Annotated in this window: 21 protein-coding genes and 1 riboswitch; of the genes, 5 read left to right on the top strand and 16 right to left on the bottom strand. The window is 69.8% G+C overall.

Features of this window, described 5'->3' with window-relative positions:
* The first annotated feature begins 82 nt into the window (after nt 1-82).
* Nucleotides 83-1,879, top strand: a complete 1,797-nt coding sequence (locus ACZ4S3_RS05415; RefSeq protein ID WP_467926073.1) for an AMP-dependent synthetase/ligase — start codon at nt 83-85, stop codon at nt 1,877-1,879.
* A gap of 472 nt (nt 1,880-2,351) precedes the next feature.
* Here the strand turns inward: ACZ4S3_RS05415 and ACZ4S3_RS05410 are convergent, their stop codons facing one another.
* The 6 genes from ACZ4S3_RS05410 to ACZ4S3_RS05385 form a co-directional block, all read right to left on the bottom strand.
* Complete coding sequence (locus ACZ4S3_RS05410; protein ID WP_467926069.1) at nt 2,352-3,494, bottom strand: glycosyltransferase family 4 protein; 1,143 nt, start codon at nt 3,492-3,494, stop codon at nt 2,352-2,354.
* A 148-nt stretch (nt 3,495-3,642) separates the two neighbouring features.
* Nucleotides 3,643-5,034 carry a hypothetical protein gene (locus ACZ4S3_RS05405; RefSeq protein ID WP_467926064.1) on the bottom strand — a complete coding sequence of 464 codons (1,392 nt, stop codon included), beginning with the start codon at nt 5,032-5,034 and terminating at the stop codon, nt 3,643-3,645.
* 52 nt (nt 5,035-5,086) lie between these two features.
* A complete protein-coding gene (locus ACZ4S3_RS05400; RefSeq protein ID WP_467926059.1) occupies nt 5,087-6,133 on the bottom strand; it encodes a C40 family peptidase in 1,047 nt (348 codons plus the stop codon).
* Between the two features lie 289 nt (nt 6,134-6,422).
* Complete coding sequence (locus tag ACZ4S3_RS05395) at nt 6,423-7,445, bottom strand: C40 family peptidase (RefSeq protein ID WP_467926055.1); 1,023 nt, start codon at nt 7,443-7,445, stop codon at nt 6,423-6,425.
* A 315-nt stretch (nt 7,446-7,760) separates the two neighbouring features.
* On the bottom strand, nt 7,761-9,134 hold the full coding sequence (locus tag ACZ4S3_RS05390; RefSeq protein WP_467926050.1) for an NYN domain-containing protein: 1,374 nt from the start codon (nt 9,132-9,134) through the stop codon (nt 7,761-7,763).
* Nucleotides 9,135-9,152: 18 nt separating this feature from the next.
* A complete protein-coding gene (locus tag ACZ4S3_RS05385; RefSeq protein ID WP_467927312.1) occupies nt 9,153-9,392 on the bottom strand; it encodes a hypothetical protein in 240 nt (79 codons plus the stop codon).
* Between the two features lie 205 nt (nt 9,393-9,597).
* On the opposite strand from ACZ4S3_RS05385, the gene ACZ4S3_RS05380 reads away from it, so the two are divergent.
* The gene (locus ACZ4S3_RS05380; RefSeq protein WP_467926046.1) at nt 9,598-10,356 is read left to right on the top strand and encodes a rhomboid family intramembrane serine protease; all 759 of its coding nucleotides are present in this window, start codon (nt 9,598-9,600) and stop codon (nt 10,354-10,356) included.
* A complete protein-coding gene (locus ACZ4S3_RS05375) occupies nt 10,353-10,634 on the top strand; it encodes an Lrp/AsnC family transcriptional regulator (RefSeq protein ID WP_467926043.1) in 282 nt (93 codons plus the stop codon). Before ACZ4S3_RS05380 ends, ACZ4S3_RS05375 begins: the two co-directional genes overlap by 4 nt.
* Before the next feature lie 468 nt (nt 10,635-11,102).
* Here the strand turns inward: ACZ4S3_RS05375 and ACZ4S3_RS05370 are convergent, their stop codons facing one another.
* The 6 genes from ACZ4S3_RS05370 to ctaE all read right to left on the bottom strand — a co-directional run bounded on the left by ACZ4S3_RS05370 (nt 11,103) and on the right by ctaE (nt 18,282).
* Nucleotides 11,103-12,482 carry an aminotransferase class V-fold PLP-dependent enzyme gene (locus tag ACZ4S3_RS05370; RefSeq protein ID WP_467926039.1) on the bottom strand — a complete coding sequence of 460 codons (1,380 nt, stop codon included), beginning with the start codon at nt 12,480-12,482 and terminating at the stop codon, nt 11,103-11,105.
* 179 nt (nt 12,483-12,661) lie between these two features.
* Nucleotides 12,662-12,779: riboswitch (SAM riboswitch) on the bottom strand.
* A gap of 91 nt (nt 12,780-12,870) precedes the next feature.
* Complete coding sequence (gene trpD, locus ACZ4S3_RS05365) at nt 12,871-13,935, bottom strand: anthranilate phosphoribosyltransferase (protein WP_467926034.1); 1,065 nt, start codon at nt 13,933-13,935, stop codon at nt 12,871-12,873.
* Between the two features lie 139 nt (nt 13,936-14,074).
* Nucleotides 14,075-15,712, bottom strand: coding sequence for a cytochrome bc1 complex cytochrome b subunit (gene qcrB / locus ACZ4S3_RS05360; protein ID WP_467926030.1), 1,638 nt, complete (start codon nt 15,710-15,712; stop codon nt 14,075-14,077).
* Complete coding sequence (qcrA, locus tag ACZ4S3_RS05355) at nt 15,709-16,770, bottom strand: cytochrome bc1 complex Rieske iron-sulfur subunit (protein ID WP_467926026.1); 1,062 nt, start codon at nt 16,768-16,770, stop codon at nt 15,709-15,711. Before qcrA ends, qcrB begins: the two co-directional genes overlap by 4 nt.
* Nucleotides 16,767-17,576: a cytochrome bc1 complex diheme cytochrome c subunit gene (gene qcrC, locus ACZ4S3_RS05350; RefSeq protein ID WP_467926022.1), complete on the bottom strand. Its 810-nt coding sequence runs from the start codon at nt 17,574-17,576 to the stop codon at nt 16,767-16,769. Before qcrC ends, qcrA begins: the two co-directional genes overlap by 4 nt.
* An 85-nt stretch (nt 17,577-17,661) precedes the next feature.
* On the bottom strand, nt 17,662-18,282 hold the full coding sequence (ctaE, locus tag ACZ4S3_RS05345; RefSeq protein WP_128509369.1) for an aa3-type cytochrome oxidase subunit III: 621 nt from the start codon (nt 18,280-18,282) through the stop codon (nt 17,662-17,664).
* Between the two features lie 272 nt (nt 18,283-18,554).
* Here ctaE and ACZ4S3_RS05340 point away from each other — a divergent pair, with 272 nt between their 5' ends.
* Nucleotides 18,555-18,956 (top strand): hypothetical protein, encoded by a 402-nt coding sequence (locus ACZ4S3_RS05340; protein ID WP_467926016.1) that lies wholly within the window; start codon nt 18,555-18,557, stop codon nt 18,954-18,956.
* 31 nt (nt 18,957-18,987) lie between these two features.
* Here ACZ4S3_RS05340 and ACZ4S3_RS05335 read toward each other — a convergent pair whose 3' ends face one another.
* The 4 genes from ACZ4S3_RS05335 to ctaC all read right to left on the bottom strand — a co-directional run bounded on the left by ACZ4S3_RS05335 (nt 18,988) and on the right by ctaC (nt 23,498).
* On the bottom strand, nt 18,988-20,265 hold the full coding sequence (locus ACZ4S3_RS05335; RefSeq protein ID WP_467926012.1) for a L,D-transpeptidase: 1,278 nt from the start codon (nt 20,263-20,265) through the stop codon (nt 18,988-18,990).
* A 142-nt stretch (nt 20,266-20,407) separates the two neighbouring features.
* Nucleotides 20,408-20,806, bottom strand: a complete 399-nt coding sequence (locus ACZ4S3_RS05330) for a cytochrome c oxidase subunit 4 (RefSeq protein WP_467926009.1) — start codon at nt 20,804-20,806, stop codon at nt 20,408-20,410.
* A complete protein-coding gene (ctaD, locus tag ACZ4S3_RS05325) occupies nt 20,803-22,539 on the bottom strand; it encodes an aa3-type cytochrome oxidase subunit I (protein WP_467926005.1) in 1,737 nt (578 codons plus the stop codon). Before ctaD ends, ACZ4S3_RS05330 begins: the two co-directional genes overlap by 4 nt.
* A complete protein-coding gene (ctaC, locus tag ACZ4S3_RS05320; protein WP_467926002.1) occupies nt 22,536-23,498 on the bottom strand; it encodes an aa3-type cytochrome oxidase subunit II in 963 nt (320 codons plus the stop codon). The genes ctaD and ctaC overlap by 4 nt, the downstream gene beginning before the upstream one ends.
* Before the next feature lie 333 nt (nt 23,499-23,831).
* On the opposite strand from ctaC, the gene ACZ4S3_RS05315 reads away from it, so the two are divergent.
* Nucleotides 23,832-25,256: an aminotransferase class V-fold PLP-dependent enzyme gene (locus ACZ4S3_RS05315; protein WP_467925998.1), complete on the top strand. Its 1,425-nt coding sequence runs from the start codon at nt 23,832-23,834 to the stop codon at nt 25,254-25,256.
* Nucleotides 25,257-25,264: the final 8 nt, after the last annotated feature.

The raw sequence follows: 25,264 nt of genomic DNA, 5'->3' as shown, positions 1-25,264 counted from the left end.
TCCGACCCCCCCTGCATGATCATGGACCGCAACCGGTGTACACACAGCGTCGTGGCGCCGGCGCCAATGAGGAGCAGCAGTCTTGCGCGAGTTCAGCCTTCCGGCCCTGTACGAGGTCCCCGCGGACGGCAATCTGACGGATCTCATCCGCCGAAATGCCGCGCAGCACCCGGATGTTGCGGTCATCGGACGCAAGGTGAACGGCCAGTGGCAGGATGTCACCGCCACCACCTTCCTCGCCGAGGTCCGCGCCGCGGCAAAGGGCCTGATGGCCTCCGGCGTAGGGCCCGGCGACCGCGTCGGCCTGATGTCACGCACCCGCTACGAGTGGACACTGCTGGACTTCGCGATCTGGAGCGCCGGCGCGATCACCGTCCCGGTGTACGAGACCAGTTCCGCCGAGCAGATCCAGTGGATACTCGGCGACTCGGGCGCGGTCGCCTGCCTGGTGGAGAGCCCCGGCCATGAGGCCGCCGTCGAGTCGGTCCGCGACCGGCTGCCGGAACTGGCGAACATCTGGCAGATCGAACGGGACGCGGTGGCCCGGCTGCGGGCCGCGGGCGCCGGCATCACCGACGCGCAGGTCGACGAGCGCAGCGCGCTCGCCGACGCGGACTCGCCCGCCACCATCGTCTACACCTCCGGCACCACCGGCCGCCCCAAGGGCTGTGTGCTCAGCCACCGCAGCTTCTTCGCCGAGTGCGGCAACGTCGTCGAGCGCCTGCGCCCCCTCTTCCGTACCGGCGACTCCTCCGTCCTCCTCTTCCTCCCCATCGCGCACGTCTTCGGCCGCCTGGTGCAGGTGGCGGCGCTGATGGCGCCCATCAAGCTCGGCCACGCCCCGGACATCAAGCACCTCACCGACGACCTGGCCTCCTTCCGCCCGACGATGGTCCTGGGCGTCCCCCGCGTCTTCGAGAAGGTCTACAACTCGGCGCGCGCCAAGGCGCAGGCCGACGGCAAGGGCAAGATCTTCGACAAGGCCGCGGACACCGCGATCGCCTACAGCCGCGCGCTGGACAGCGCCGACGGCCCGTCCCTCGGCCTCAAGGTCAAGTACAAGGTCTTCGACCGCGTCGTCTACGGCAAGCTGCGCGCCGTCCTCGGCGGCCGCGCCACCCACGCCATCTCGGGCGGCGCCCCGCTCGGCGAGCGCCTGGGCCACTTCTACCGCGGCATCGGCTTCACCGTCCTGGAGGGCTACGGCCTGACGGAGTCCTGCGCCGCCACCGCCTTCAACCCCTGGGACCGCCAGAAGATCGGTACCGTCGGCCAGCCGCTGCCCGGCTCCGTCGTCCGCATCGCCGACGACGGCGAGGTCCTCCTCCACGGCGAGCACCTCTTCACCGAGTACTGGAACAACCCCTCGGCCACCGAAGAGGCCCTCTCCGACGGCTGGTTCCACACCGGCGACATCGGCACCCTCGACGAGGACGGCTACCTCGCCATCACCGGCCGCAAAAAGGAAATCCTGGTCACCGCGGGCGGCAAGAACGTCGCCCCGGCGGTGATCGAGGACCGCATCCGCGCCCACGCGCTGATCGCCGAATGCATGGTCGTCGGCGACGGCCGCCCCTTCATCGGCGCCCTGGTCACCCTCGACGAGGAGTTCCTCCCCCGCTGGGCCGAGGAACACGGCCACCCCGCCGACGTCTCCCCCGCCGTCATCGCCAAGGACCCCGAGCTCCTGGCCGCCGTCCAGCGCGCCGTCGACGACGGCAACGCGGCCGTCTCCAAGGCCGAGTCGGTACGCAAGTTCCGCATCCTGCCGAACCAGTTCACCGAGGAGTCGGGCCACGTCACGCCGTCCCTGAAGCTGAAGCGGAACGTTGTCGCCAAGGACTTCGCCGAGGAAATCGAGGCGATCTACCGGGGGTAGTTTCTCCCCACGTTGTCGGCTTTCCCGCCGTGGTGGTTGTTCGCCGTTGCGCCTGCGGCCCGTCCGCTGCGCTTGGCGGGCCTCCCACGTTGTCGGCCGTCCCGCTGTGGTGGTTTCTCTCCGTTGCGCCTGCGGCGGGCGGTGCCGCTGCGCGGGGCTGTTCGGCTGCGGGACCGGCCCTACACGGCTCCGCCGCTACGGCCCGCCCCCTCCCCGTAGAGGGTGGGAAAAAAGGCCGGTGGGAGTGCACGTCAGTGGTCAGCTGTGCCCTGTGGATCCGAGGTGCAGCTGACCTTCAACGCGCGCCCCCACCGGCCCGTCTTCCACCCACCCGTGGGAGGGGCCGCGCCGCAGGACGAAGTCCGGAGGCGTGGCACCGCACCCAACAAAACCACGCCCGCCGCAGGCGCAACGGCGACCAACCACCACGGCGGGAAAGCCAAAAACGTGGGGCCAAGGCCAAGCGGCAGCGCTAAAGCAACGCCCGCAGCCGTTCCGCCAGTAGGTCCCAGCGCCACTTCTGTTCCACCCAGGCGCGGCCGCGGGTGCCCATGGTGTGGCGTAGGGCCGGGTCCTTCAGGAGGGTGACGAGGCGTTCGGCGGTGGGGGTGGGGGCGCCGCCGGGGACGACCCAGCCCGTTTCGCCGTCCAGGACGGCGTCGGGGGCGCCGCCGGAGTCGCCGGCCACCACGGGCAGGCCGGTGGCCGAGGCCTCCAGGTAGACGATGCCGAGGCCTTCCACGTCGAGGCCGCCGCGGCGGGTGCGGCAGGGCATGGCGAAGACGTCGCCCGCGCCGAAGTGGGCCGGGAGTTCCTCCCAGGGGACGGCGCCGGTGAAGCGTACGGAGTCCGCGACGCCCTTGCGCAGGGCCAGCGCGTGCAGCTCCTTCTCGTACGGGCCGCCGCCGACGATCAGCAGGACCGCGTCCGGAACCTCGGCCACGATGGCGGGCATCGCCTCGATGAGGGTGTCCTGGCCCTTGCGCGGGACCAGCCGCGAGACGCACACCACGACCGGCCGGTCGGCGAGGCCGAGCCGGGCCCGTACGGCGTCACCGCCCGAGGCCGGATGGAAGGTCTTCTCGTCGACGCCGGGCGGGAGTTGGACCATGCGGGCGGCGGCCTCGGGGGTGAGCGCCGCGGCGATCCGCGAGCGGGTGTACTCGCCGAGGTAGGTGAGGGTGTCGGTGCCTTCGCCGATGCGGCGCAGAAGCCGGCGGGCGGCGGGGAGCTGGGCCCAGCCCGCCTCATGGCCGTGGGTGGTCGCCACGATGCGCCGGGCCCCGGCCGAGCGGAGCGCGGGCGCCATCAGCCCAAGGGGTGCGGCCGCGCCGAACCACACGGACGAGCAGCCGTGTTCGCGCAGCAGAGCGGTGGCGCGCCGGGTCACGCGGGGCGTGGGCAGGAGCATCGTCGTACGGTCGCGGACCACGGTGAACGGCTGCTCGGCGTCGAAGGCGGCGGTGGCCGCGAGACCTTCCTTGGTGCGCTTCCAGGTCGAGGCGTAGACGACGACCTGGGAGGGGTCCAGGCGCAGTGCCATGCTGTGCAGGAAGGCCTGGATGCCGCCGGGCCGGGGCGGGAAGTCGTTCGTGACGATCAGGGTCTTGTGCACGGTGGTCTCTCGACAGGGGTTCCAAGGGGTCCGTCCGCCGACAGTACCGGGTCGCAGTGCGCGCGATGAGCTGTGGCCGGTTGCTTTGGCCGCGACCGGCAGGGACGGGCGCGGGGCTCCCACCCTCGCGCCGAGGCCACCCCGCGCCTCACCGCAACTGCCCCCGTACGTACTCCCGCCACTCCTGGGTGAACTCCGTCAGCCCGACGCCCAGTTGGTCCCGCATGGCCCGGTCCAGCTGCTCGGCGCGGTCCGGCCGGTGTCTGTCGTGAGCCGGTTGTGAGCCGGGCGGGCGGCTCGCCGACGGCCGGGGAGTGGCCTGCAGCGCCTCCATCGGCGCCCCCACCCGCACCGATGCGCTCTGTGCCCCGCTGTGGCCCGCCGCCCGGTAGAAGGCGAGCAGCCTGGCCTCGCCCCACTTGTCGGCGATCAACCGGCAGGCCAGCCAGCCGCCCTCGTACGCCTTCGCCAGACGGTCCGCGCCGGCCTGGAAACCGAAGTCCTCGTCGGTCGGGAGCCGGTCGGGGCCCTTGCCGGTCGCCACCGCACGGGAGAGTTCGGGGGCGGTGGTGGCGGCCTCGCGGCGTATGTCGCGGTAGGCGACCCAGTCGGCGAAGCCTTCGGAGAGCCAGAGCGGGGTGGCCACGGTGGTGACCGTACGGGTGGCGACGTGGGTGGTCTCGTGGGTGAGGACGACCGCGCGGCCGAGGTCGTTCAGTTCCTCGTACGCCTCCGGGTTGACGATCACCCGGTCCGCGGGTGCGGTGGTGGAGCCGCCCGCCTCGCCGGTGGTGACCGCCGCGATGCCCGCGTAGCCGGCGGAATCGTCGCTGCCCAGCAGCTGCGCCATCCGTTCGACCGTGTCGGGGGCCTCCACGATCACGCTCCCCGACCAGGTGCCCTTCCAGGCGTCGGACACCGCGGGCACCGCCTCGTCCGCCCGGTCCGCCAGATCACGCAGCCGCGCCGGGTCCGCGTCGCCGCCGAGCACCAGGCTGTGCCGGCCGCGGACCAGCCGTACCGGGCCCTGGTCCCACAGCTGGCGGGTGCCGGGCTTGCCGGCCGCGGCGCCGTCGGAGTCGGAGGAGATCCGCCAGTGGCCCGCACGTTCGGTGAGCGTGAGGTACTGGAAGGAGGTGACCGGGGCGGTGTCGTAGCCCTCGAGGCGGTAGCTCAGCCGTACCTTCGCGGCCATCCGCCCGCGGGGGCCGCCCGCCGGCAGCGCGAAGGCGTCGGTGGAGACGAGGTCGTAGTGCCAGTCGGCCAGCGGCAGGGCCCTGAGGTTGCCGATGACCCGGCTCTGGCGGGCGCGGAAGCCGACGGCCCGGGGGTCGACGGTGGCCAGGAAGGCGGCGGTGTCCCGGTGGCGGACGGCCAGCGAGCGGGCGTCGAGCATCCGCTGGACGTCCGGGAAGCGGTCGCGCGGCGGGGCCTGGGGCGCGCAGCCGGTGAGCGGGACGAGCAGCGCGAGGAGCGGGACGGCACCGGCCGCCGCCCCGGCTCGTGACGGCCATCGCCGCCGCGCCCGCTGACGTGACATGCCGCCGATCGTATGTGCGGCGGGTGCGGGACAAAAACGCTGGGCGCGGGATCTAGGGCCTGGTGACGGAGTAGACCGGCATCACGCCGACCGGGTCGTAGCGGACCCGGGCGCCGGGATAGGGCGCGTGGACGACCTGGCCGCCGCCCACGTACATCCCGACGTGGCTGGCATCGGAACGGTAGATGACCAGGTCACCGGGTTGCGCCTGCGACAGCGGCACCTGGCGTCCGGCGCCGCGCTGGGCCTGTGAGGTGCGCGGGATGGAGACTCCCGCGTGCCCGTAGGCCCATTGGGTGAGTCCGGAGCAGTCGAAGGCCGAGGGGCCGCTGCTGCCCCAGGCGTACGGGGAGCCGACCGCGGCACGGACCGCGGCGACGGCCGCGGCGGCCCGCCCGGAGGCCGGCAGGACGCCGGAGAGGTCGGGGAGCATCTCGTCGCGCCCGTCACTGCGCGAGGCCCGGTCGTAGGCCGCTCTGGCGGCCCGGGGGAGCCCGTTCAGCAGCCGCCGGGCGGCGGCCAGCTTGTGCTGTACGTGCTTCTTGTGGCGGGCGACGTCCCGGCGGCCGGCCTCCAGGTCCGCCAGCTTCGCGGCGGTCACCCGGCGCTGCTGCTCCAGGGCCCGCTGCGCGGCTCGCAGCTCGCGCAGCTCGCCGGCCTGGCTGTTGTTCAGCCGGTCGAGCGCGGAGGCCTTCTCCAGGTAGCTGTCCGGGCGTTCGGAGAGCAGCAGCCGGAGGGTGGGGTCGATGCCGCCGGCCCGGTACTGGGCGGCGGCCAGCGCGCCGAGCCGGGTGCGCATCCGGTTGACCCGTTCCTGGGCGCGGGCGGTGCGGTCCTGAAGGGCGGCCAGCTCGTCCCGCAGCAGCCGGGTCCGCTCGTCGGCGCCGTTGAACTTCTCGGTGGCCCGCTCGGCCTCCTCGTAGAGCTTGTCGACCCGGGAGGTGGCGGCTTCCCGGCCCGTGGCGGAGTGTCCGGCGGGGTCGGCCGAGGCCGGTGTGCCCGACAGTGCGGCGGCGGTGGTCGCCAGGGCCGCCGAGACGACGGTGACACCGGTGCGGGTGGCGGGACCTGGCTGCGAGCTACGGCGATGCGAGACCACGGGTGCCGCACTCCTTCCGATGGGGTCCCCCTGCTTGAGCGGAGCCGAGAGCTGGGGGAGAGCCGATGCCGCCCGGGAGGGCGGACGGTGACCGGCGGCTGCGAGGGAGGACAGTAACCGCGCGGGTCGGCCCGGACCAAAGACCCCTTTCCGTACGCAAAAAGCCGCCCCGCCGGTGACTGTGCAGGTCACCGGCGGGGCGGCAAGTCAGCGGCGGGGGCCGCAATTCGCCCGTTCGGGCGTCAGACGGAGGGTGTGGTGGGGCCTTTCGGCCCCGGGGGCGAGCCGGTCAGACGCGCACGCCGAACGCGAACGGCATGTTGTTGATCGACTCGTAGCGCACCGCGGCACCCGGCTTCGGGGCGTGCAGCACCGTGCCGTTGCCCGCGTAGAGGCCGATGTGGTGCAGGTCGCTGTAGAAGAGCACCAGGTCGCCGGGCTTGAGGGCGCTCTCCGAGCCGATCCGGGTTCCGGCGTTGGCCTGCTCCTGCGAGGTGCGCGGCAGCGACTGGCCGGCCTGCTGGTACGCCCAGGAGGTCAGGCCCGAGCAGTCGAAGGAGGACGGGCCGGTGGCGCCCCAGACATAGGGCGAGCCGATCTTGGACTGGGCGGCGGCCAGGGCGGCCGCACCGCGCTGCGAGGCGGGCACGTCGTCGCCGAGGTTGACCCGCTGGTTGTCGCGGTTGGCGCGGTCCTCCTTGGCCTGCATGGCCGCCTTTTCCTTGGCGGTCATGGTGTTGAGGAGTTCCTGCGCCTTGGCGAGCTTGGCCTTGATCTCGTCCTTCTTCTCGCCGAGCGCCTTACGGGTCTCGGAGAGGTCCTTGATCTTGCCCGCGGCCTCCGCGCGCTCCTGGGCGAGCCGGCGCTGCTTGTCCGCGATGGTCTTCAGCTGCTCGGCCTGGTGGCCGCTGAGCTGGTCGAGGGTGGAGGCCTTGTCCAGGTAGGTGTCCGGGTCGCCGGAGAGGAAGAGCTGGACGGAGGGGTCGATGCTGCCGCTGCGGTACTGGCCGGAGGCGACGGCGCCCAGGCCCTTGCGGAGCTGGTTGAGCTCTCCCTGGCCGCGGGCGACCTTGTCCTGGAGGCGGTCGACCTCTTTTTGGAGCTTGTCCTGGTCTTCCTTGACGCCGTTGTACTTCTCGGTGGCCTGCTCCGCCTGCGAGTAGAGCTTGTCGACCTCGGACTTGACGTCCTTCTTGGTCGGGTCGGCGGCCTGGGCGGCCTGGGACGAGAGAGCGACGGCCGCGGCGGCGGTCGCGGTGAGCACGGTCACGCGAGTACGGCTCGGCTGCTTGGGTCGACGGTGGGACGCCACGGGGGCGAGCTCCTTCTTCCTCCAGCCGCCTACCGGGAAGTGGGGGGGGTGAGACCCCGGCTCCGCGTGAACGCCGCGGACTCGGCGGTACCTTCACTGACCATCCCGGTTGGATAATCACCTGTATGAAGGTTCGAGGCCCGACCTTAGTAACCGAGCTGTGATCCCTTCAAATCCCCATGGGAAAAAACTGCGCCACCAGCCCCATCTTTTACCAACATCACACAGGCAGTAAGCGCTATTTGACGCTGCGATACGGAATCCATGGAACGCAAGTGATTTTCGCGGCGGGGCGGTCACTACGCCCCAAATCCGTCAGGTCCGGGCAAGTCGCTTGAGCAGCAAGGCCGATGCGACCGGGCGCGCTCCGGCCTTCGCGACGCCGTCGGCCACTTCCCGGTCCGTGGAGACCACGACGACCGGACGGCCGGGCGGTTCGGCCCGTACCAGCTGACGAATCAACTCATCGGCCGTTACGCCCGGTTTGCTGAACAGGACCCGCACTCCGCGCGGCGGCGCGAGCAGCACCGGCGCGGCCAGCTCGGCGCCGTCGAAGACACAGGTCATCTCCGCACCGGTCTGCGCGGCCAGCACCGCCAGCCCGCCCAGCAGCCGCAGCCGCTGTTTGTCCAGAGGCATGGTGGGATAGCCGGTTTTGGTGACGTTGTAGCCGTCCACCACCAAATGCGCCTGCGGCAGCGCCAGTAGCTGGTCCAGCAGCGCCGGGTCCGTCTCCGACAGCGCCCGGGTCGCGATGTCCTTCGGCGTCATCTTGCCCGGCGCGACCGCGTCGACGGTGTCCGCCGGGTGGATGCTGGCGGGCGGCAGGGCCAGTTCGCGGCGCAGGCCCTGGGCGGCGTCGAGCACCGTGTCCAGCAGCAGCCGCAGCCGCATGTCCTCGACGCTGCGGCCCTCGCGAGCGGCCCGCCGGCTGGTCTCCAGCGCCCCCTCGACCTCGGTCACCCGGGCCTTGAGCCGGCGCAGTTCGCTGTCCGCGAGGGTCTTCTCCGTCGCCGCCTGGGAGCGCGCGGCCTCCAGCGCGGCCTCGGCCTTGCGCACCGCCGCCTCGCGCCGCTTGACGTCGCTCAGCGCGCTGCGCAGCTTGCGGTGCAGCGAATCGCTCTCCTTGCGGGCCGCGTCCAGGTCCGCCCGGACCCGGTCGACGTCCGTACGGGCCTCGCTGCGCGCCTGCGCAAGCTCCTCACGCAGCCGGGCCAGCTCCCGCTCGGCCTCCTCGCCGGCCTGCTCGGCGCGCGCCCGCTGTGCCTCCTCGCCGGCCGCCGCGACGAGCTTGACCCAGCCTTCGGGGCGCAGCACATACGCCGCCGCCGCGACATCCAGCGGATCGGCGGCCGCGGGCGGGCTGCCGTTCTCCAGCGCCTGCGCCAGCTCCGGCTGGGCCGCGCGGAGCTTGCTCGCGATGCGTTGCCGGAAGACCGCGTCGCTCTCGAGTGCCGAGGCCATGGCGTTCCCCGCGAACTTGGCCCGGCGAGTCGGGGTGAAACGGGCGTACTGCCGCAAGGGGGGCGGGAGTTCGGAGACCGTCAGCGCGCCGAACGACTCCGCGGTGAGCGCCACGACGCGGCGCCGTACGCCCTCGGGCAGCGGGCGGTCGAGCACTTCGTCGACGGCATCCTCGGATGCGTCGGCCTGCGCCGCCCCCGGCTCCCTTTCTGGACGCTCCACCACGGCTTGATCGCTCCGATCTCAGGCGCTCGCGCCCGGCCGGTCCACCAGCTCGATCTGGTCGACCGCGTTGCACCAGCGGCAGCGCACGGACTCGATGCTCTCACTGAGCACCTCGCGCTCCTCCACCCGCGGCTCCCCGGCAAGGTCCAGGTGGACGTACTCCACGGCCTTCGACCGGCGGGTCACATCGAAACGGGTGAGGTTGCCGCAGAGCGTGCAACGCCACCGGGTTTCGGCCGTCGGCAGGGGAACACCCATCGATTCGTCCTCTTTCGTACTCGTCATGCTCGTCGGTCCCGTCCTGATGTACGGGGTCACGCGGTGCGCCATCGGACTGCGGAAGTGCGCAAAGTACTGCCTGTAACCCTACGGCCTGATGGGGGGCCGATGCGGGCCGTGCCCAGGAGGCGGGACGCGGCGAGGCACTCTGTCCCGAATGCCCGCATTACGCCATGATCACTTCATGACGGCGCCGTCCCTGTTCCCGGAAGTCCCCCGGCCACCGCACCCCGCCCGCTCCCTGGCGGCGGTCTTCTCCCGGATGACGAATGTGCTGATCGGGGTGTGCAGCGTGATCTTCGTGATCGGCCCCGCCTCCGGCCTGAACCACGTGTACGGCACCGGTGACGCGCTGCTCCAGGCCCAGACCGCCTATTTCGAGCGCTGGGGGGTGATCCCGCTCGATCTGTGGAGCGGCTCCCCGCGCGCGCTGATCACCCCGCTGACCGCACTGTTCGTCCACGGCAGCTGGCTGCATCTGCTCGGCAACATGCTGTTTCTGTACGTCTTCGGCGGTATGACGGAGACGCGGATGGGGCGGCTGGCGTTCACCGTCTTCTACATCGTCGTCGGCTATCTCGCCCTGCTCGGCTACGCGGCCGCGCACGCCGCCTCGGGCCAGACCCTGGTGGGCGCCTCCGGCTCGATCTCCGGCGTCCTGGGCGCCTTCCTCTACCTCTTCCCCAAGGCCCGTGTCACCAGCGTCTTCCCGTTCCTGTTCTTCCTGCCGCTGCGCTTCCCCGCCTGGATCGTGCTGCTGTTCTGGTTCGCGCTGCAATGGCAGGCCGCACAGGACGACCCCAACGGCCCCGGCGTCGCCTACCTCGCCCATGTGGTCGGCTTCGCCCTCGGCTTCCTGTACGCGTGGGTGCGCTACGGGAGGGATAGTGTGGGGGCCACCAGGGGGAACGAACCGGCGACCGAGGGAGAGAGCCAGCCGTGATCACTTCGATCGTGCTCATCAAGACCAGCGTGGACCAGATCCCGGAGATCGCCGAGAAGATCGCCGCCTTGGAGGGGGTCAGCGAGGTCTACTCCGTCACCGGTGCGCACGACCTGATCGCGATGGTGCGGGTCCCCGCCCACGACGACCTCGCCGATGTCATCCCCGGCCGGATCAGCAAGGTCCCCGGCGTCGCCTCCACCGAGACGCACATCGCCTTCCGCACGTACTCCCAGCACGACCTCGAGGCCGCCTTCTCGATTGGCCTTGACGCGTAGCCGCTGCGCTTGGCTTTGGCCCCACGTTGTCGGCCGTCCCGCCGTGGTGGCTTTGTCGCCGTTGCTCCCCCACTGCCTAAAGGGCGTGGGAGGTACCCCCACGCGGCGGGCGGTGTCCGCTGCGCGGGGCTGTTCGGCTGCGGGACCGGACCTACACGGCTCCGCCGCTACGGCCCGCCCCCTCCCCGTTGAGGGTGGGAAAAAGAAAGGCCGGTGGGCATGCACGTCAGTGGTCAGCCGCGCCCTGTGGATCACAGGCGCAACAAACCCTCAACGCACGCCCCCACCGACCCGCCTTTTTCCACCCACCCGTGGGAGGGGCCGCGCCGCAGGACGGAGTCCGGAGGCGTGGCACCGCACCCGACAAACCCACGCCCGCCGCGTGGGGGTACCTCCCACGCCCTTTAGGCAGTGGGGGAGCAACGACGCGAAACCACCACGGCGGGAAAGCCGACAACGTGGGGAGAACTACCCCGCGCTCCGCGCGGGAACGCAACGGCCGTCCTCCGTGCGGTAGTTCCACCGCGCGCCGTCTGCCACCAGTTCCTTGACCGCGCGGACGAAGCGGTCGACGTGCTCATCCGGCGTGCCAACGCCCAGGCTGACGCGGATGGCGTTCAGGGAGCGCTCGCCGGGGGCCGCCTCCGGGGCGCCGCACTCCCCCGGCTCCTGCGGCTCGCTGCCCAGCAGGGTCCGGACGAGCGGGTGCGCGCAGAACAGGCCGTCCCGGACGCCGATGCCGTACTCCGCCGACAGCGCGGCCGCGAAGTGCGAGCTGTTCCAGCCCTCGACGACGAAGGAGAGCACACCCACGCGCGGGGCGTCGTCGCCGAAGAGGGAGAGGACCTTGACCGCGGGCACCTCGGCGAGGCCCTCCCGGACGCGGGTGATCAGCGCCTGCTCGCGGGCGACCAGCTGGTCGAAACCGGCCTCGGTCAGGGCCTGGCAGGCGGAGGCGATGGAGTAGGCGCCGATGACGTTCGGCGAGCCGGCCTCGTGCCGGGCGGCGGTGGTGTGCCACTCGACGTCCACGCCGCCGTCCGTACGCCGCGAGACCTTACGGCTGGCGCCGCCGCCCGCCAGGTACGGCTCGGCGTCCTGCAGCCAGTCCGCGCGGCCGGCCAGCACGCCGGCGCCGAACGGCGCGTACAGCTTGTGGCCGGAGAAGGCGACCCAGTCGACGTCCAGTTCCGCGATGTCGACGGGGTGGTGCGGGGCGAGCTGCGCCGCGTCGAGGACGATCCGGGCGCCGTGGGCGTGTGCCGCGGCGGCCAGTTCCCGTACGGGCCACAGCTCGCCGGTGACGTTCGAGGCGCCGGTGACACACACCAGCGCGGGACCGTAGGGCTCCCGCGCCGCCAGCGCCTGCTCCAGGGTGTCCACCGCCTGCTGCGGGGTACGCGGCGCGTTCAGGTACGTCACGGCGGTGTCCGCGCGCTGTTCCCACGGCAGCAGCGAGGCATGGTGCTCGGTCTCGAAGACGAACACCCGGGTGTTCTGCGGGAGTACGGCGGCGAGCAGGTTGAGCGAGTCGGTGGTGGAGCGGGTGAAGACCACCTGGTCGTCGGCGCGGCAGCCGAGGAAGTCGGCGATGGTCGTGCGGCTGTTCTCGAAGAGGTCGGTGGACAGCTGCGAGAGGTATCCGGCGCCGCGGTGCACGCTGCCGTAATACGGGGCGTAGGCGGCCACGTCGTCCCAGACCCGCTGCAGGGCGGGGGCGCTGGCGGCGTAGTCCAGTGCGGCGTAGTCGACCTCGCCGCCGGTCACGAGCGGGACGAGGACATCCCGGCCCAGAACCGGCAGCGGGGCACAAACGGAACGGTCGGCGGCAACGGCGGAAACAGACATGGCGAACTCCCGTGAGAGGCAAGCGAATTACCGCGGCCGGGCAGGGGCGCGTGCGCGAAAGGGCACGGCGAAGCGGCCGCGGCGGAAAGAAAAAGGGGTGCGGAAAAGGGGCCGACGGCCCTATCGCATTCGCTGAATCACGGAAAATGCTCCCTCGAGGACCAGGATCCCTGGCGAGGGATCCGCGCTTGCCGTAGACCTCGCTGCCTACGGCCTGGTCATCACCCGGGGCACCCCGCCACGGACGGAGGGTTGCCGGACAGCGGGCCGGGGCCTATGTCGCTGTCACTCGTGACCTGCGCAGAATGATGCCACACGATCAAAGACGCGCAAGCCCCGGTCCGGATACCGGACCGGGGCTTGCGTCACACCCTGCGTAACGGCGCGCTCAGGCGTTGCTGGCGGCCACCCAGCGCTCCAGGGCCCGCTTGGCCGCACCGGAGTCGATGGCGGCGGCGGCCTTGTCGATACCGGCCCGGATCTGCTCCGTCAGGGGCGCCTGGGACGGCTCCAGGGCCACCAGCGCCGCCGCGGCGTTCAGCAGCACCGCGTCGCGCACCGGCCCCCGCTCGCCGTCCAGCAGCCGGCGGGCCACATCAGCGTTGTACGAGGCGTCCGCGCCGCGCAGCGCCTCGACCGGGACGAGGTCGATGCCGACGTCCCGGGGGTCGAAGGGCTCCTCGGTGACCGTGCCGTCGCGGACGATCCACACCCGGGAGGTGGCGGTGGTGGTCAGCTCGTCCAGGCCGTCGTCGCCGCGGAACACCAGCGCCGACGAGCCGCGCTCGGCCAGCACCCCGGCCAGGATCGGCGCCATCCGCGCATCGGCGACGCCGGTGGCCTGGGCGCGGACCTTGGCGGGGTTGGTCAGCGGGCCCAGCAGGTTGAAGGTCGTACGGATGCCGAGCTGGCCGCGGGCGTTGGCGACATGGCGCAGCGCCGGGTGGAACTTCACCGCGAAGCAGAAGGTGATGCCCGCTTCCTGGGCGACCTCGGTGACCCGCTGCGGGGTGAGGTCGAGATTGACGCCGAGCTTCTCCAGCACGTCGGAGGCGCCGCTGGCCGAGGACGCGGCGCGGTTGCCGTGCTTGACGACCTTGGCGCCGGTGCCGGCCACCACGATCGAGGACATCGTGGAGATGTTGACGGTCTTGGCGCCGTCGCCGCCGGTGCCGACGATGTCCACGCTCGGCCCGGGCACCTCGATCAGCCGGGCGTGCGCATACATCGTGCGCACCAGTCCGGAGATCTCCGCGACGGTCTCGCCCTTGGCCCGCAGCGCCACCGCGAAGCCGGCGATCTGGGCGTCGGTGGCCTCGCCCCGCATGATCTTGTCCATCGCCCATGCGGTGTCGTCCGCCGCGAGGTCATGGCCGTCGAGCAGGGCGTTGAGGACGCCCGGCCAGGTGTGGGCCGCCACGCTGTCGCCGCCGACCGGGGTCACAACGTTCATGGTCCACACTCCTGGTCTTCTCTACTGCCTGTGACCTCACCCTATCGAGCCCCCGGGCATGCCGGAGGGCCCCGTCCACTGGTCAGACGGGGCCCTCTGGGTGGCGTACTACCTGGTGCGCGCTAGCGCGCTGCGGTGATCAGTGGTGGCCGTGGCCGCTGGTGATCTCCTGGTACTCCTCGACCGTCGGCTTGGGGATGACGTTGTCCTCGCCGTAGTAGGTCTTGGAGAGCTTGGCACGCAGCTTCTGCGACCGGCTGAGCTTGCGGCGGACGCCGTTCTCGTCGACCTCCGGGCCCAGCTCGAGGGGTGCGGGCTGCTCGTGCTGGGTGAGCACGTGCAGCTGCTCCTGGCCGAGCGGCTCGTGGACCTCGACGAACTCACCGTGCGGCAGGCGCTTGATGATGCCCGACTCGCGGCCGTGCAGCACCTTGTCCTTGTCGCGCCGCTGCAGACCCAGACAGATCCGCTTGGTGGCGATGAAGCCCAGCACCGGAAGGACGAAGAAGCCGATCCGGACGAACCAGGTGAGCGAGTTGAGCGACAGGTGGAAGTGCGTCGCCCACAGGTCGTTGCCGCCACCGATCAGCATCACGAAGTACGCGATCAGCCAGGCGACGCCGAAGCCGGTGCGGGTCGGGACGTTGCGCGGGCGGTCCAGGATGTGGTGCTCGCGCTTGTCGCCGCGGACCCAGGACTCGACGAACGGGTAGACCGCGATGGCGACCAGGACCAGGGGGAAGACCAGAATCGGGATCAGCACACCGAAGTTGACGGTGTGGCCCCAGAAGTTCCACTCCCAGCCCGGCATGACACGGACGAGGCCCTCGGCGAAGCCCATGTACCAGTCCGGCTGCGCACCAGTGGAGACCTGGTCCGGCCGGTACGGCCCTATGGCCCACACGGGGTTGATGCTGGCGATCGCGGCGATCACCGAGATCACACCGAAGACCAGGAAGAAGAAGCCTCCGGCCTTGGCCATGTAGACCGGCAGCAGCGGCATGCCCACGACGTTGTTGTTGGTCTTGCCGGCACCCGGGAACTGCGTGTGCTTGTGGTAGAAGACCAGGATCAGGTGCGCCACCAGCAGGCCGAGCATGATGCCCGGCAGCAGCAGGACGTGCACCGTGAAGAACCTCGGGATGATGTCGTGCCCCGGGAACTCCCCGCCGAAGATGAACATCTGCAGGTACGAGCCGACCAGCGGCATCGCCAGGATGACGCCCTCGATGAACCGCACGCCGGTGCCGGAGAGCAGGTCGTCGGGGAGCGAGTAGCCGGTGAAGCCGGTGAACATGCCCAGCACGAACAGCAGGAAGCCGAACAGCCAGTTGACCTCGCGCGGCTTGCGGAAGGCGCCGGTGAAGAACACCCGCATCATGTGGACCATCATCGCGGCCAGGAAGACCAGCGCGGCCCAGTGGTGGATCTGGCGGATGAGCAGGCCACCGCGGACGTCGAAGCTGATGTTCAGCGTCGACTCGAAGGCCTGGGTCATCCGGATTCCCTGCATGGGCACGTAGGAACCGTGATAGGTCACCTCGGCCATGCTGGGGTGGAAGAACAGCGTCAGGTAGACACCGGTCAGGATGATGATGATGAAGCTGTAGAGCGCGACCTCACCCAGCATGAAGGACCAGTGGTCCGGGAAGATCTTGCGCATGTTGGACTTGGCGAGGCTGTAGATGCCCAGCCGGCCGTCCGCCCAGTCGGCGATCCGCTCACCCCGTGGCGCCTGGCCACGGCGCGTGGTGGTCGCGCTTGTCTCGTTACTCATCCGCGCTCCCAGAAGCTCGGGCCGACGGGCTCCGCGAAGCCGCTCGCGGCCTCCAGGAAGCCGTCCTTCTCCGTGATGTGCAGCTGCGGCAGGGCGTGTCCGGCCGGACCGAAGATCACCCGACCACCGTCAGAGAGGTCGAAGGTCGACTGATGGCACGGGCAGAGCACGTGGTGCGTCTGCTGCTCGTACAGGCTGATCGGGCAACCCACGTGGGTGCAGATCTTCGAGTACGCCACGATGCCCTCGTGCGACCAGGACAGTTCGTGCTTGTCCTTGATGTCCTGCGGCTGGATCCGCACGATCATCAGGGCGTCCTTGGCGATCTTCTCGTTGAAGTCCTCGCTGTCCTCCTCCAGGCCCTCGGGCTTGGCGAAGGTCAGGGAGCCGACCGCGATGTCCTCGGGGCGCAGCGGAAGGTTCGTCGACTGGTTGACCAGACGGACGCCCTTCTTCCAGTTCGTCGTCCGCAGCTTCTTCTCGGGCAGCGGCCCGAGGTCACGCAGCAGGACGACACCGGAGAGCGGCACCAGGGCCATCGCGCCGAACATCGTGTTGCGGATCAGCTTGCGCCGGCCGAACTGCGACTCCTTGGCACCCTGGGCGAAGTCCGCCAGAACCTTGGCCTTGACCTCCGGGGGCGCCTCGATCGGGTGGCGCTCGTCGGCGACCTCTTCGTCCGACATCAGCGTGCGGGCCCAGTGGACCGCGCCGGCGCCGATGCAGAAGAGCGCGACGCCGAGCGTGAGGCCCAGCGCGAAGTTCAGGGCGCTGATGTGACCGATCGGCCAGATGTAGACGATCTTGTCGATCGGCACGGCCACGTAGGAGGCGATGAAGCCGACCGTGGCCAGCATCGACACCAGGAACAGCAGCGCCACCATGTGCTCGGAGCGCCGGGCGGCCTTCTCGTCGATGTCCTGGATGCGGTGCTCGTGCGCCGGCAGCCCGGGGTCGGCGAACGGATCGCCGGCGGGCTGAACCGCGCCCTCGTGTGCCGTCTCCCGCTCGGGAAGGTTTTCTTCTGGCACGTCTTCGTGTCGTCCAGTCTCACTCATGACTTCTTGGCCTTCGTAGTCCGGGCTGCGACCCAGATGGCGACCGCGATCAGCGCGCCCAGGCCGAAGATGTAGCCGAAGAGACCCTCACTGACCGGACCGAGACCGCCGAGGTCCAGGCCGCCGGGGCTCTCGGACTCATCGCCGTTGACGGCGCCGAGGTACGCGATGATGTCCTTCTTGTTTTCCTTCGACAGCGAGCCGTCGCCGAAGGAGGGCATGTTCTGCGGGCCGGTTTCCATGGCCTCGTAGATGTGCTTCGGGTCCACGCCCTCGAGCGTCGGTGCGAACTTGCCGTTGGTGAGGGCGCCGCCCTTACCGGTGAAGTTGTGGCACTGCGCGCAGTTCGTACGGAACAGCTCGCCGCCCTTGCCGATGTCGGCACCCTCGGCGCTGTACTGCTGCTTGTCGGGCACGGCGGGACCGGCACCCAGCGACGCGACGTAGGCCGCGAGCTGGTCGATCTGGGCGTTGGTGTAGATGTTCCGCTTTTTCGGCACCTGGGCGCCGGGCTGCTGGGCGGGCATGCGGCCGGTGCCGACCTGGAAGTCGACGGCTGCGGCACCGACACCGACCAGGCTGGGGCCGTCGGTGGTGCCCTGACCGCCGGTGCCGTGGCAGCTGGCGCAGCCCACGGCGAAGAGCTTCTTGCCCTCCTTGATGGCAAGGGACTGGGCGGTGTCATCGGCCTGAGCCTTGTCCGCCGGCGCGAACGCGGCGTACAGCCCCCCAGTGACCGCCAGCGCGAAGAGTAGGACGACGAGCGCCGCCAGTGGATGGCGCCGTCGTGCGGAGAGCTTTTTCACGGATTACCCCGGTGTCAGGATCTTCTGCGTCGATGCTTTGGCTATGTCTGAAATGCGTAACCGGTTCCGACCGGATGCGTACCGGTTACCGGATCAGGTAGATCGTGGCGAAGAGGCCGATCCAGACGACATCGACGAAGTGCCAGTAGTAGGACACGACGATGGCCGCGGTGGCCTGCGTGTGGGTGAACCTCTTGGCCGCGTACGTCCTGCCCAGGACCAGCAGGAAGGCGATGAGTCCGCCCGTCACGTGCAGTCCGTGGAAGCCGGTGGTCAGGTAGAACACCGAGCCGTACGGGCCGGACGAGAGCGAGAGGCCCTCGTGCTTGACCAGTTCGGTGTATTCGAAGACCTGACCGCCGATGAAGATCGCACCCATGATGAAGGTGACCACGAACCAGGCCCGCAGCTTCTTGACATCGCCGCGCTCGGCGGCGAATACGCCGAGCTGACACGTCAGAGAGCTGAGCACCAGGATCGTGGTGTTGGTCGCGGAGAACGGAAGATTCAGCGCATCGGCGGATTCCTTCCAATACGCGGATCCGGTCACCGATCGAAGGGTGAAGTACATCGCGAAGAGGGCCGCGAAGAACATCAGCTCGGAACTCAGCCAGATGATGGTTCCGACGCTGGTGAGGTTCGGCCGATTGACCGACGGGTGCGCGTGCCCGGTTTCTACTGTCGTTGCTGTCGCCACGACCGACATTATGTCGGTCGCTTATCCCGCCCTCACTCCGGGGGGTGCCGTTCGGTGTGTCAAGGCCGTATGACCTGCTCGCGGGGACCTGCGCGGGCGGTCGCCCGAAGGAGGGAAGCCGGGACTTCCCGGGCGTCCGCGGGGCGGCGCCCCCACCGCTCCTGACGGGCCGTCGGACAGATCCCGGATCGGTACGAACCCTCCTGCGCCGGCCGGGTGCGGGAGTAGCATCCGCGCAACAGTCCCACTCGAACTGTGCCGCTACGAAGCGTGGAGGAACGATGCAGGCGACTGCCACGGTGCTGGTCTACAGCGACAACGCCAACACCCGCGAGCAGGTCAGGCTGGCGGCCGGCCGGCGGCCCGCCGCCGATGTCCCGCAGATCGAGATCCTGGAGTGCGCGACCGCGCCGGCCGTGCTGGAGGCCCTGGAACAGGGCGGGATCGACGTCTGCGTACTGGACGGCGAGACCGCGCCCGCGGGCGGGATGGGCGTATGCCGGCAGATCAAGGACGAGATCTTCCGGTGCCCGCCGGTGCTGCTGCTCATCGGCCGCCCGCAGGATGCGTGGCTGGCGACGTGGAGCCGCGCGGACGCCGCCGTGACCCATCCCATCGACCCGGTGGCGTTCGCGGACTCGCTCGCCTCGCTGCTGCGCCGCCGGCAGCTCGTACAGGCCTGAGCGACCGGCCTGAGCGGCTGCTGAGAGGCCTTCAGAGCTTCGGGCGAAGCCGGGCGTCGGTGGCGGAATCCTGCGCGCGCTCGGTGGCTCCTGTGGTGCTGGAGGCCTTGTTCTTCAGCGCGCTGCCGTCCCGCCATTCCCTCCAGGGCATGTTCCAGTCACCGAAGCCGTTGTCGAACGGCGTCATGGTCTCGCCGCCGCTGTTGATGACCTTGACGATGTCGCCGACCCGGACGTGGTTGAAGAACCACTGGGCGTTGCCGGTGGACATGCCCGTGCAGCCGTGGCTGACGTTGGCCGCGCCCTGTGAGCCGACGGACCAGGGTGCGGCATGGACGTACTCACCGCTCAAGGTCACCCTGGTGGCCCAGTAGACCGGCAGGTCGTAGGCGTCCGAACTTCCGGCGGCGATGCCGACGGTGGAGGAGCGCATCCGTACGAAGCTCTCCTTGCCGAGCACGACCTTGACGCCGTTGCGGGTGGAGAAGCCGGGCTTGCCGGTGGTGACGGGGATGGTGTTGATTTCCTCACCGTTGCGCAGCACCGTCATGTGGTGTGCCGCGGCGTCGGTGATGGCCTCCACCTCGTCGCCCGTGGTGAGTTTCACGGGCTTGGCGGGCCCCCCGTAGAGCCCGCGGGTGATCTTCAAGCCGTCCAGGTTGCTGTGGACGGAGATGGTGGCGTGGGCGGGCCAGTAGCCCTTGGGGCGGAAGTGCAGCGACTTGCCGTCCACCCAGTGCCAGGAGCCCTCGACGCGCGGGGTGGAGTCCACCTTCAGGGCGCTTTCGATGACGGCCCGCTGCTTGGGGTCGTCGACTTCCCTGCTCAGTTCGGCGGTGACCGGCTGGCCGACGCCGTATTCGCCGGTGTCGGGGCCGAACTTGACGCGGAGCCGGTCGTCGTTGTTTTCGGTGGTGTCGACGACGAGGGTCTTACGGCCCGGTGCGCCGCTCTCGCTCTCGGTGCTCACCCGCACCGTGTAGCGCGTTCCGGCGGCCAGTGGCACGGTGGTGTGCCAGCGCTTGCCGTCGGGGCTCAGTTCGCCGCGGATGTAGCGGCCGGAAGCGTCGGTGGCGGTCACGTCCGTGATCCGCGACTCGTCACCCTTGACGGAGACCTCAAGCGGCTTGTCGGGATCCGCTTTCTGCTTGCCGTCCGGGGTGTTGGCCGAGATCTGGTCGGCCGCGTCGTAGGGCTTGGCGGAGAGCGGTTCCGACGACGAGTCCCCACAAGCGGTGGCGCTCACCGCCAGGGGCACTATCAGGAGGCCGCAGCTCAGCACCGTCCGGGTTCGAGGTCTGTTACTCATGACCCAAAAATATGAAGAATCCCCCCTTTCGGCGCGCTGGATGACTGCAAATGGGGTGCCGACACGCCGGAACGGGAACGCGAACGGGCCCGGACACCTGCTGAGGTGTCCGGGCCCGTCCCGTACGGCGCGGGGGCCGTCCTTACTGCGTGCGGTTCTCGCCGCGGTAGTACTCGAAGACCCAGCCGAACAGGCCGACCAGGATCACCGGGAGCGAGAAGTAGAGCAGCCACCAGCCGAAGACGACGCCCATGAAGGCGAGCGCGCCACCGACGGCCAGGGACAGCGGCTGCCAGCTGTGCGGGCTGAAGAAGCCCAGCTCACCGGCGTCGTCCGAGACCTCGGCGTTCTCGTTGTCCTGCGCACCCGCGTCGACCCGCCGGGCCGTGAAGGCCAGGTAGTAGCCGACCATGATGCACAGGCCGAAGGCGAGGAACAGTGCGGTGGTACCCGCGGGCTCCTTCGACCAGACGCCGTAGACGATCGCCATGATGAGGACGAAGACGGCGAGCCAGATGAACATCTTGCCCTGGATCTTCACTTGCCCGCCTCCTTGCCGCCGGCGATGGCCTTGTCAGCCTCGGAGCCGTGGCCGTTGTGCAGCGCGTCGAGGGCCGCGATCTCCGGGTGGTGCAGGTCGAACGCCGGGGATTCGGAGCGAATACGCGGCAGGGTGAGGAAGTTGTGCCGCGGCGGCGGGCAGGAGGTCGCCCACTCCAGCGAACGGCCGTAGCCCCAGGGGTCGTCGACCTCGACCTTCTTGCCGTACTTGGCGGTCTTCCAGACGTTGTAGAAGAACGGCAGGATCGACAGGCCCAGCAGGAACGAGCTGATCGTCGAGATGGTGTTCAGCGTGGTGAAGCCGTCGGCCGCCAGGTAGTCCGCGTAACGGCGCGGCATGCCCTCGGCACCCAGCCAGTGCTGGACGAGGAACGTGCCGTGGAAGCCGATGAACAGCGTCCAGAAGGTGATCTTGCCGAGGCGTTCGTCCAGCATCTTGCCGGTGAACTTCGGCCACCAGAAGTGGAAGCCGGCGAACATCGCGAAGACGACCGTGCCGAAGACGACGTAGTGGAAGTGCGCCACGACGAAGTACGAGTCGGAGACGTGGAAGTCCATCGGCGGCGAGGCCAGGATGACGCCGGTCAGACCACCGAAGGTGAAGGTGATCAGGAAGCCGACCGTCCACAGCATCGGCGTTTCGAAGGACAGTGAGCCCTTCCACATCGTGCCGATCCAGTTGAAGAACTTCACACCGGTCGGGACCGCGATCAGGAACGTCATGAAGGAGAAGAACGGCAGTAGCACGCCGCCTGTCACATACATGTGGTGCGCCCACACCGTGACCGAAAGACCGGCAATCGAAATCGTCGCCGCGATCAGACCGATGTAACCGAACATCGGCTTCCGGGAGAACACCGGAATGACCTCGGAAATGATGCCGAAGAACGGCAGCGCAATGATGTACACCTCCGGATGGCCGAAGAACCAGAAGAGGTGCTGCCAGAGCAACGCTCCGCCATTTGCCGCATCGAATACATGGGCACCGAATTTACGGTCCGCCTCCAGGGCGAACAGCGCGGCGGCCAGCACCGGGAAGGCCAGCAGGACCAGCACACCGGTCAGCAGGACGTTCCACACGAAGATCGGCATCCGGAACATCGTCATGCCCGGCGCGCGCATGCAGATGATCGTGGTGATGAAGTTGACCGAACCGAGGATCGTGCCGAAGCCGGAGAAGGCCAGACCCATGATCCACATATCCGCACCGACGCCCGGCGAGCGGACGGCGTCCGACAGCGGGGAGTAGGCGAACCAGCCGAAGTCGGCCGCACCCTGCGGGGTGAGGAAGCCGGCCACCGCGATCAGCGAGCCGAAGAGGTAGAGCCAGTAGGCGAACATGTTCAGCCGCGGGAACGCCACGTCGGGCGCGCCGATCTGCAGCGGCATGATCCAGTTTGCGAACCCGGCGAACAGCGGCGTCGCGAACATCAGCAGCATGATCGTGCCGTGCATCGTGAACGCCTGGTTGAACTGCTCGTTCGACATGATCTGCGTGCCGGGACGGGCCAGCTCGGCGCGCATGAGCAGCGCCATCAGGCCGCCGACGCAGAAGAACGCGAACGACGTGACCAGGTACATCGTGCCGATGGTCTTGTGGTCGGTGGTCGTCAGCCACTTCACCACGGCAATACCCGGCTGCTTCTTGCGTACGGGCGGTGCTGCCTCAGCCGTATCGGCGGCGGCACCCTGAGGTTCGTTGAGGATGCTCACTGGTTCTTGGTCTCCGCATTCCTGGCGTGATCCGTCTGCTTGATGCCCGACGGCAGGTATCCGGTCTGGCCCTTCTTCGCCAGGTCCTTCAAGTGCTCCCGGTACTTCGCCGGAGAGACGACCTTGACGTTGAAGAGCATCCGGGAGTGGTCGACGCCGCACAGCTCGGCGCACTTGCCCATGAAGGTGCCCTCCTTGTTGGGAGTCACCTCGAAGACGTTGGTGTGGCCCGGAATGACGTCCTGCTTCATCAGGAACGGCACCACCCAGAAGGAGTGGATGACGTCACGCGACGTGAGGACGAACTGGACGGTCTCGCCCTTCGGCAGCCACAGGGTCGGACCCGGGTTGCCGGTCTGCGGGTTCCGCATTCCCGGAACGCCGGTGTCGTAGACGCCGTCGGCACCGGCCGGAGCGGACTTCTTCCACTTGTCCGGGATAGCGGAGAGTTCGGGAGAATTGATCCCGGTGGTCTTCTTGTCGCCGTCCACGTTCTCCAGGTAGTTGAACGCCCAGCTCCACTGGAAGCCCACCACGTTGATGACGTGGTCCGGCTTCTTGGAAGTCTTGAGAACGGCGCTCTCATCGCGCGCGGTGAAGTAGAACAGCACCGCGATGATGATGAACGGGACGATCGTGTACAACGCCTCGATGGGCATGTTGTACCGCGTCTGAGTGGGGACCTCCACCTTGGTCCGGCTGCGGCGGTGGAAGATCACGCTCCAGATGATCAGGCCCCAGACCAGCACGCCCGTTGCGAGGGCGGCGGCCCAGGAGCCCTGCCAAAGAGAGAGGATCCGCGGCGCCTCGTCGGTGACGGGCGTCGGCATGCCGAGGCGGGGGAAGTCCTTATATGTGCAACCTGTAGCGGTCGCCAGGACCAGGCCCGCAGCAAGCACCTGCGGCAGCTTCCGCCGCATCGGGCGCCGCGACGAGCGGTCGGAGCCGTTGGGACTCACGTAGCGCCTTCCCGAGAGTCTCGCCCGCGCGGTCGGCTGCGGCCTTACTCGCTGGTCGGTCGCCGCCCTGCGTCGGGCAGGGGTTTGGATGTTTATGCGGACCAAACCCTACTGGACGCTATTTGGGGTCGCGCGGGGAGGGTGCCCAACGCGCCGCGAGGCACCCCGATGGGGTGGGCGTGTCTTCCCCGGGGTGTCCGCAAGACCCCCGATTACCCGCCCCCACCAGGCATCTGACGCCGCGCCGATCCGCATTCACGTCCGGGTGGGGGCACTCCCCCGGCCAACGCCGGGGACACCCCCACCCGGCGTCGGGGGACTACCGTCTCGTACGTGCCCTACTTCGACGCCGCGTCCGCCGCCCCGCTGCATCCCGTCGCCCGGGAGGCGCTGCTCGCCTCCCTCGATGAGGGCTGGGCCGATCCGGCGCGCCTGTACCGGGAGGGGCGGCGGGCCCGGCTGCTGCTGGACGCGGCGCGCGAGGCCGCGGCGGAGGCGGTGGGCTGCCGCCCCGACGAGCTGGTTTTCACCCCTTCGGGGACGCAGGCGGTGCATTCCGGAATTTTCGGGGTGCTGGCCGCCCGTCGGCGTGTCGGCCGACTCCTCGTGCACTCCGCCGTCGAGCACTCCTGCGTCCTGCACGCCGCCGAGGTCCATGAGGCGGCCGGCGGCACGCTGTCGGAGGTCGGCGTGGACCGTACGGGCCGGGTCGCGGCGGAGGATTTCGCCGCCGCCCTGCAACCCGGCGCCGCGCTCGCCTGCCTTCAGTCCGCCAACCACGAGGTGGGAACCGAACAGCCGGTCGAGGAGGTAGCGGCGCTCTGCCAGGAGGCGGGGGTGCCCCTCCTGGTGGATGCGGCGCAGTCGCTGGCCTGGGGGCCGGTGCCCGGCGCCTGGTCGCTGATGGCGGCGAGCGCCCACAAATGGGGCGGCCCGCCCGGCGTCGGACTGCTCGCCATCCGTAAGGGCACCCGCTTCTCGCCCCAGGGGCCCCTGGACGAACGGGAGTCGGGCCGCGTCCCCGGCTTCGGCAACCTCCCGGCGATCGTCGCGGCCGCCGCGTCCCTGCGGGCGCTGCGCGCCGAGGCGGAGGCGGGCCGGGACGAAGCGGCCCGGCTGCGGGAGCTGGTGGACCGCATCCGCCGGCGGGTGCCTGAGCTGGTCCCCGATGTGGAGGTGGCCGGCGACGCGGACCACCGCCTCCCCCACCTCGTCACCTTCTCCTGCCTCTATGTCGACGGGGAGGCCCTGCTGCATGAACTCGACCATGCGGGCTTCTCGGTGTCGTCCGGATCGTCCTGCACCTCCAGCACCCTGACGCCGAGCCATGTGCTGCGCGCGATGGGCGTGCTGTCGGAGGGGAACGTCCGGGTATCGCTCCCGTACGGCACGTCCGGTGCGGAGGTGGAGCGGTTCCTTCAGGTGCTGCCTCAAACGGTGCGCTCGGTGCGGGAGCGGCTGGGGGTGCCGGCGCCGCAGGCCGCACCGGAAGCGCCGCAGGCCGCACCGGAAGCACCGGGAGCCGGGGCGGCCGCCGGGCTGGTGGTCGACGCGCTCGGCAAGCGCTGCCCGATTCCGGTCATCGAGCTGGCGAAGGTGATCGGCCAGGTGCCGGTCGGCGGCACGGTGACGGTGCTCTCCGACGACGAGGCCGCGCGGCAGGACATCCCCGCGTGGTGCGCGATGCGCGAGCAGGAGTACGTGGGCGAGCGGGACGCCGAACGCGGCGCCGCATATGTGGTGCGGCGCCGCGTCTGAGGCGGGAG

It is taken from the genome of Streptomyces sp. NPDC028368, from assembly GCF_055565615.1.
This window is presented reverse-complemented; position numbering and strand designations above follow the sequence as displayed.

Bases quoted from the DNA above. Each gene is read 5' to 3' on its own strand.
- qcrB (WP_467926030.1), bottom strand. From the start codon at position 15,712: ATGAGTAACGAGACAAGCGCGACCACCACGCGCCGTGGCCAGGCGCCA.
- ACZ4S3_RS05385 (WP_467927312.1), bottom strand. From the start codon at position 9,392: ATGGGTGTTCCCCTGCCGACGGCCGAAACCCGGTGGCGTTGCACGCTC.
- trpD (WP_467926034.1), bottom strand. From the start codon at position 13,935: ATGAACGTTGTGACCCCGGTCGGCGGCGACAGCGTGGCGGCCCACACC.
- qcrA (WP_467926026.1), bottom strand. From the start codon at position 16,770: ATGAGTGAGACTGGACGACACGAAGACGTGCCAGAAGAAAACCTTCCC.
- ACZ4S3_RS05370 (WP_467926039.1), bottom strand. From the start codon at position 12,482: ATGTCTGTTTCCGCCGTTGCCGCCGACCGTTCCGTTTGTGCCCCGCTG.
- ACZ4S3_RS05380 (WP_467926046.1), top strand. From the start codon at position 9,598: ATGACGGCGCCGTCCCTGTTCCCGGAAGTCCCCCGGCCACCGCACCCC.
- ctaE (WP_128509369.1), bottom strand. From the start codon at position 18,282: ATGTCGGTCGTGGCGACAGCAACGACAGTAGAAACCGGGCACGCGCAC.
- ACZ4S3_RS05335 (WP_467926012.1), bottom strand. From the start codon at position 20,265: ATGAGTAACAGACCTCGAACCCGGACGGTGCTGAGCTGCGGCCTCCTG.
- ACZ4S3_RS05405 (WP_467926064.1), bottom strand. From the start codon at position 5,034: ATGTCACGTCAGCGGGCGCGGCGGCGATGGCCGTCACGAGCCGGGGCG.
- ACZ4S3_RS05340 (WP_467926016.1), top strand. From the start codon at position 18,555: ATGCAGGCGACTGCCACGGTGCTGGTCTACAGCGACAACGCCAACACC.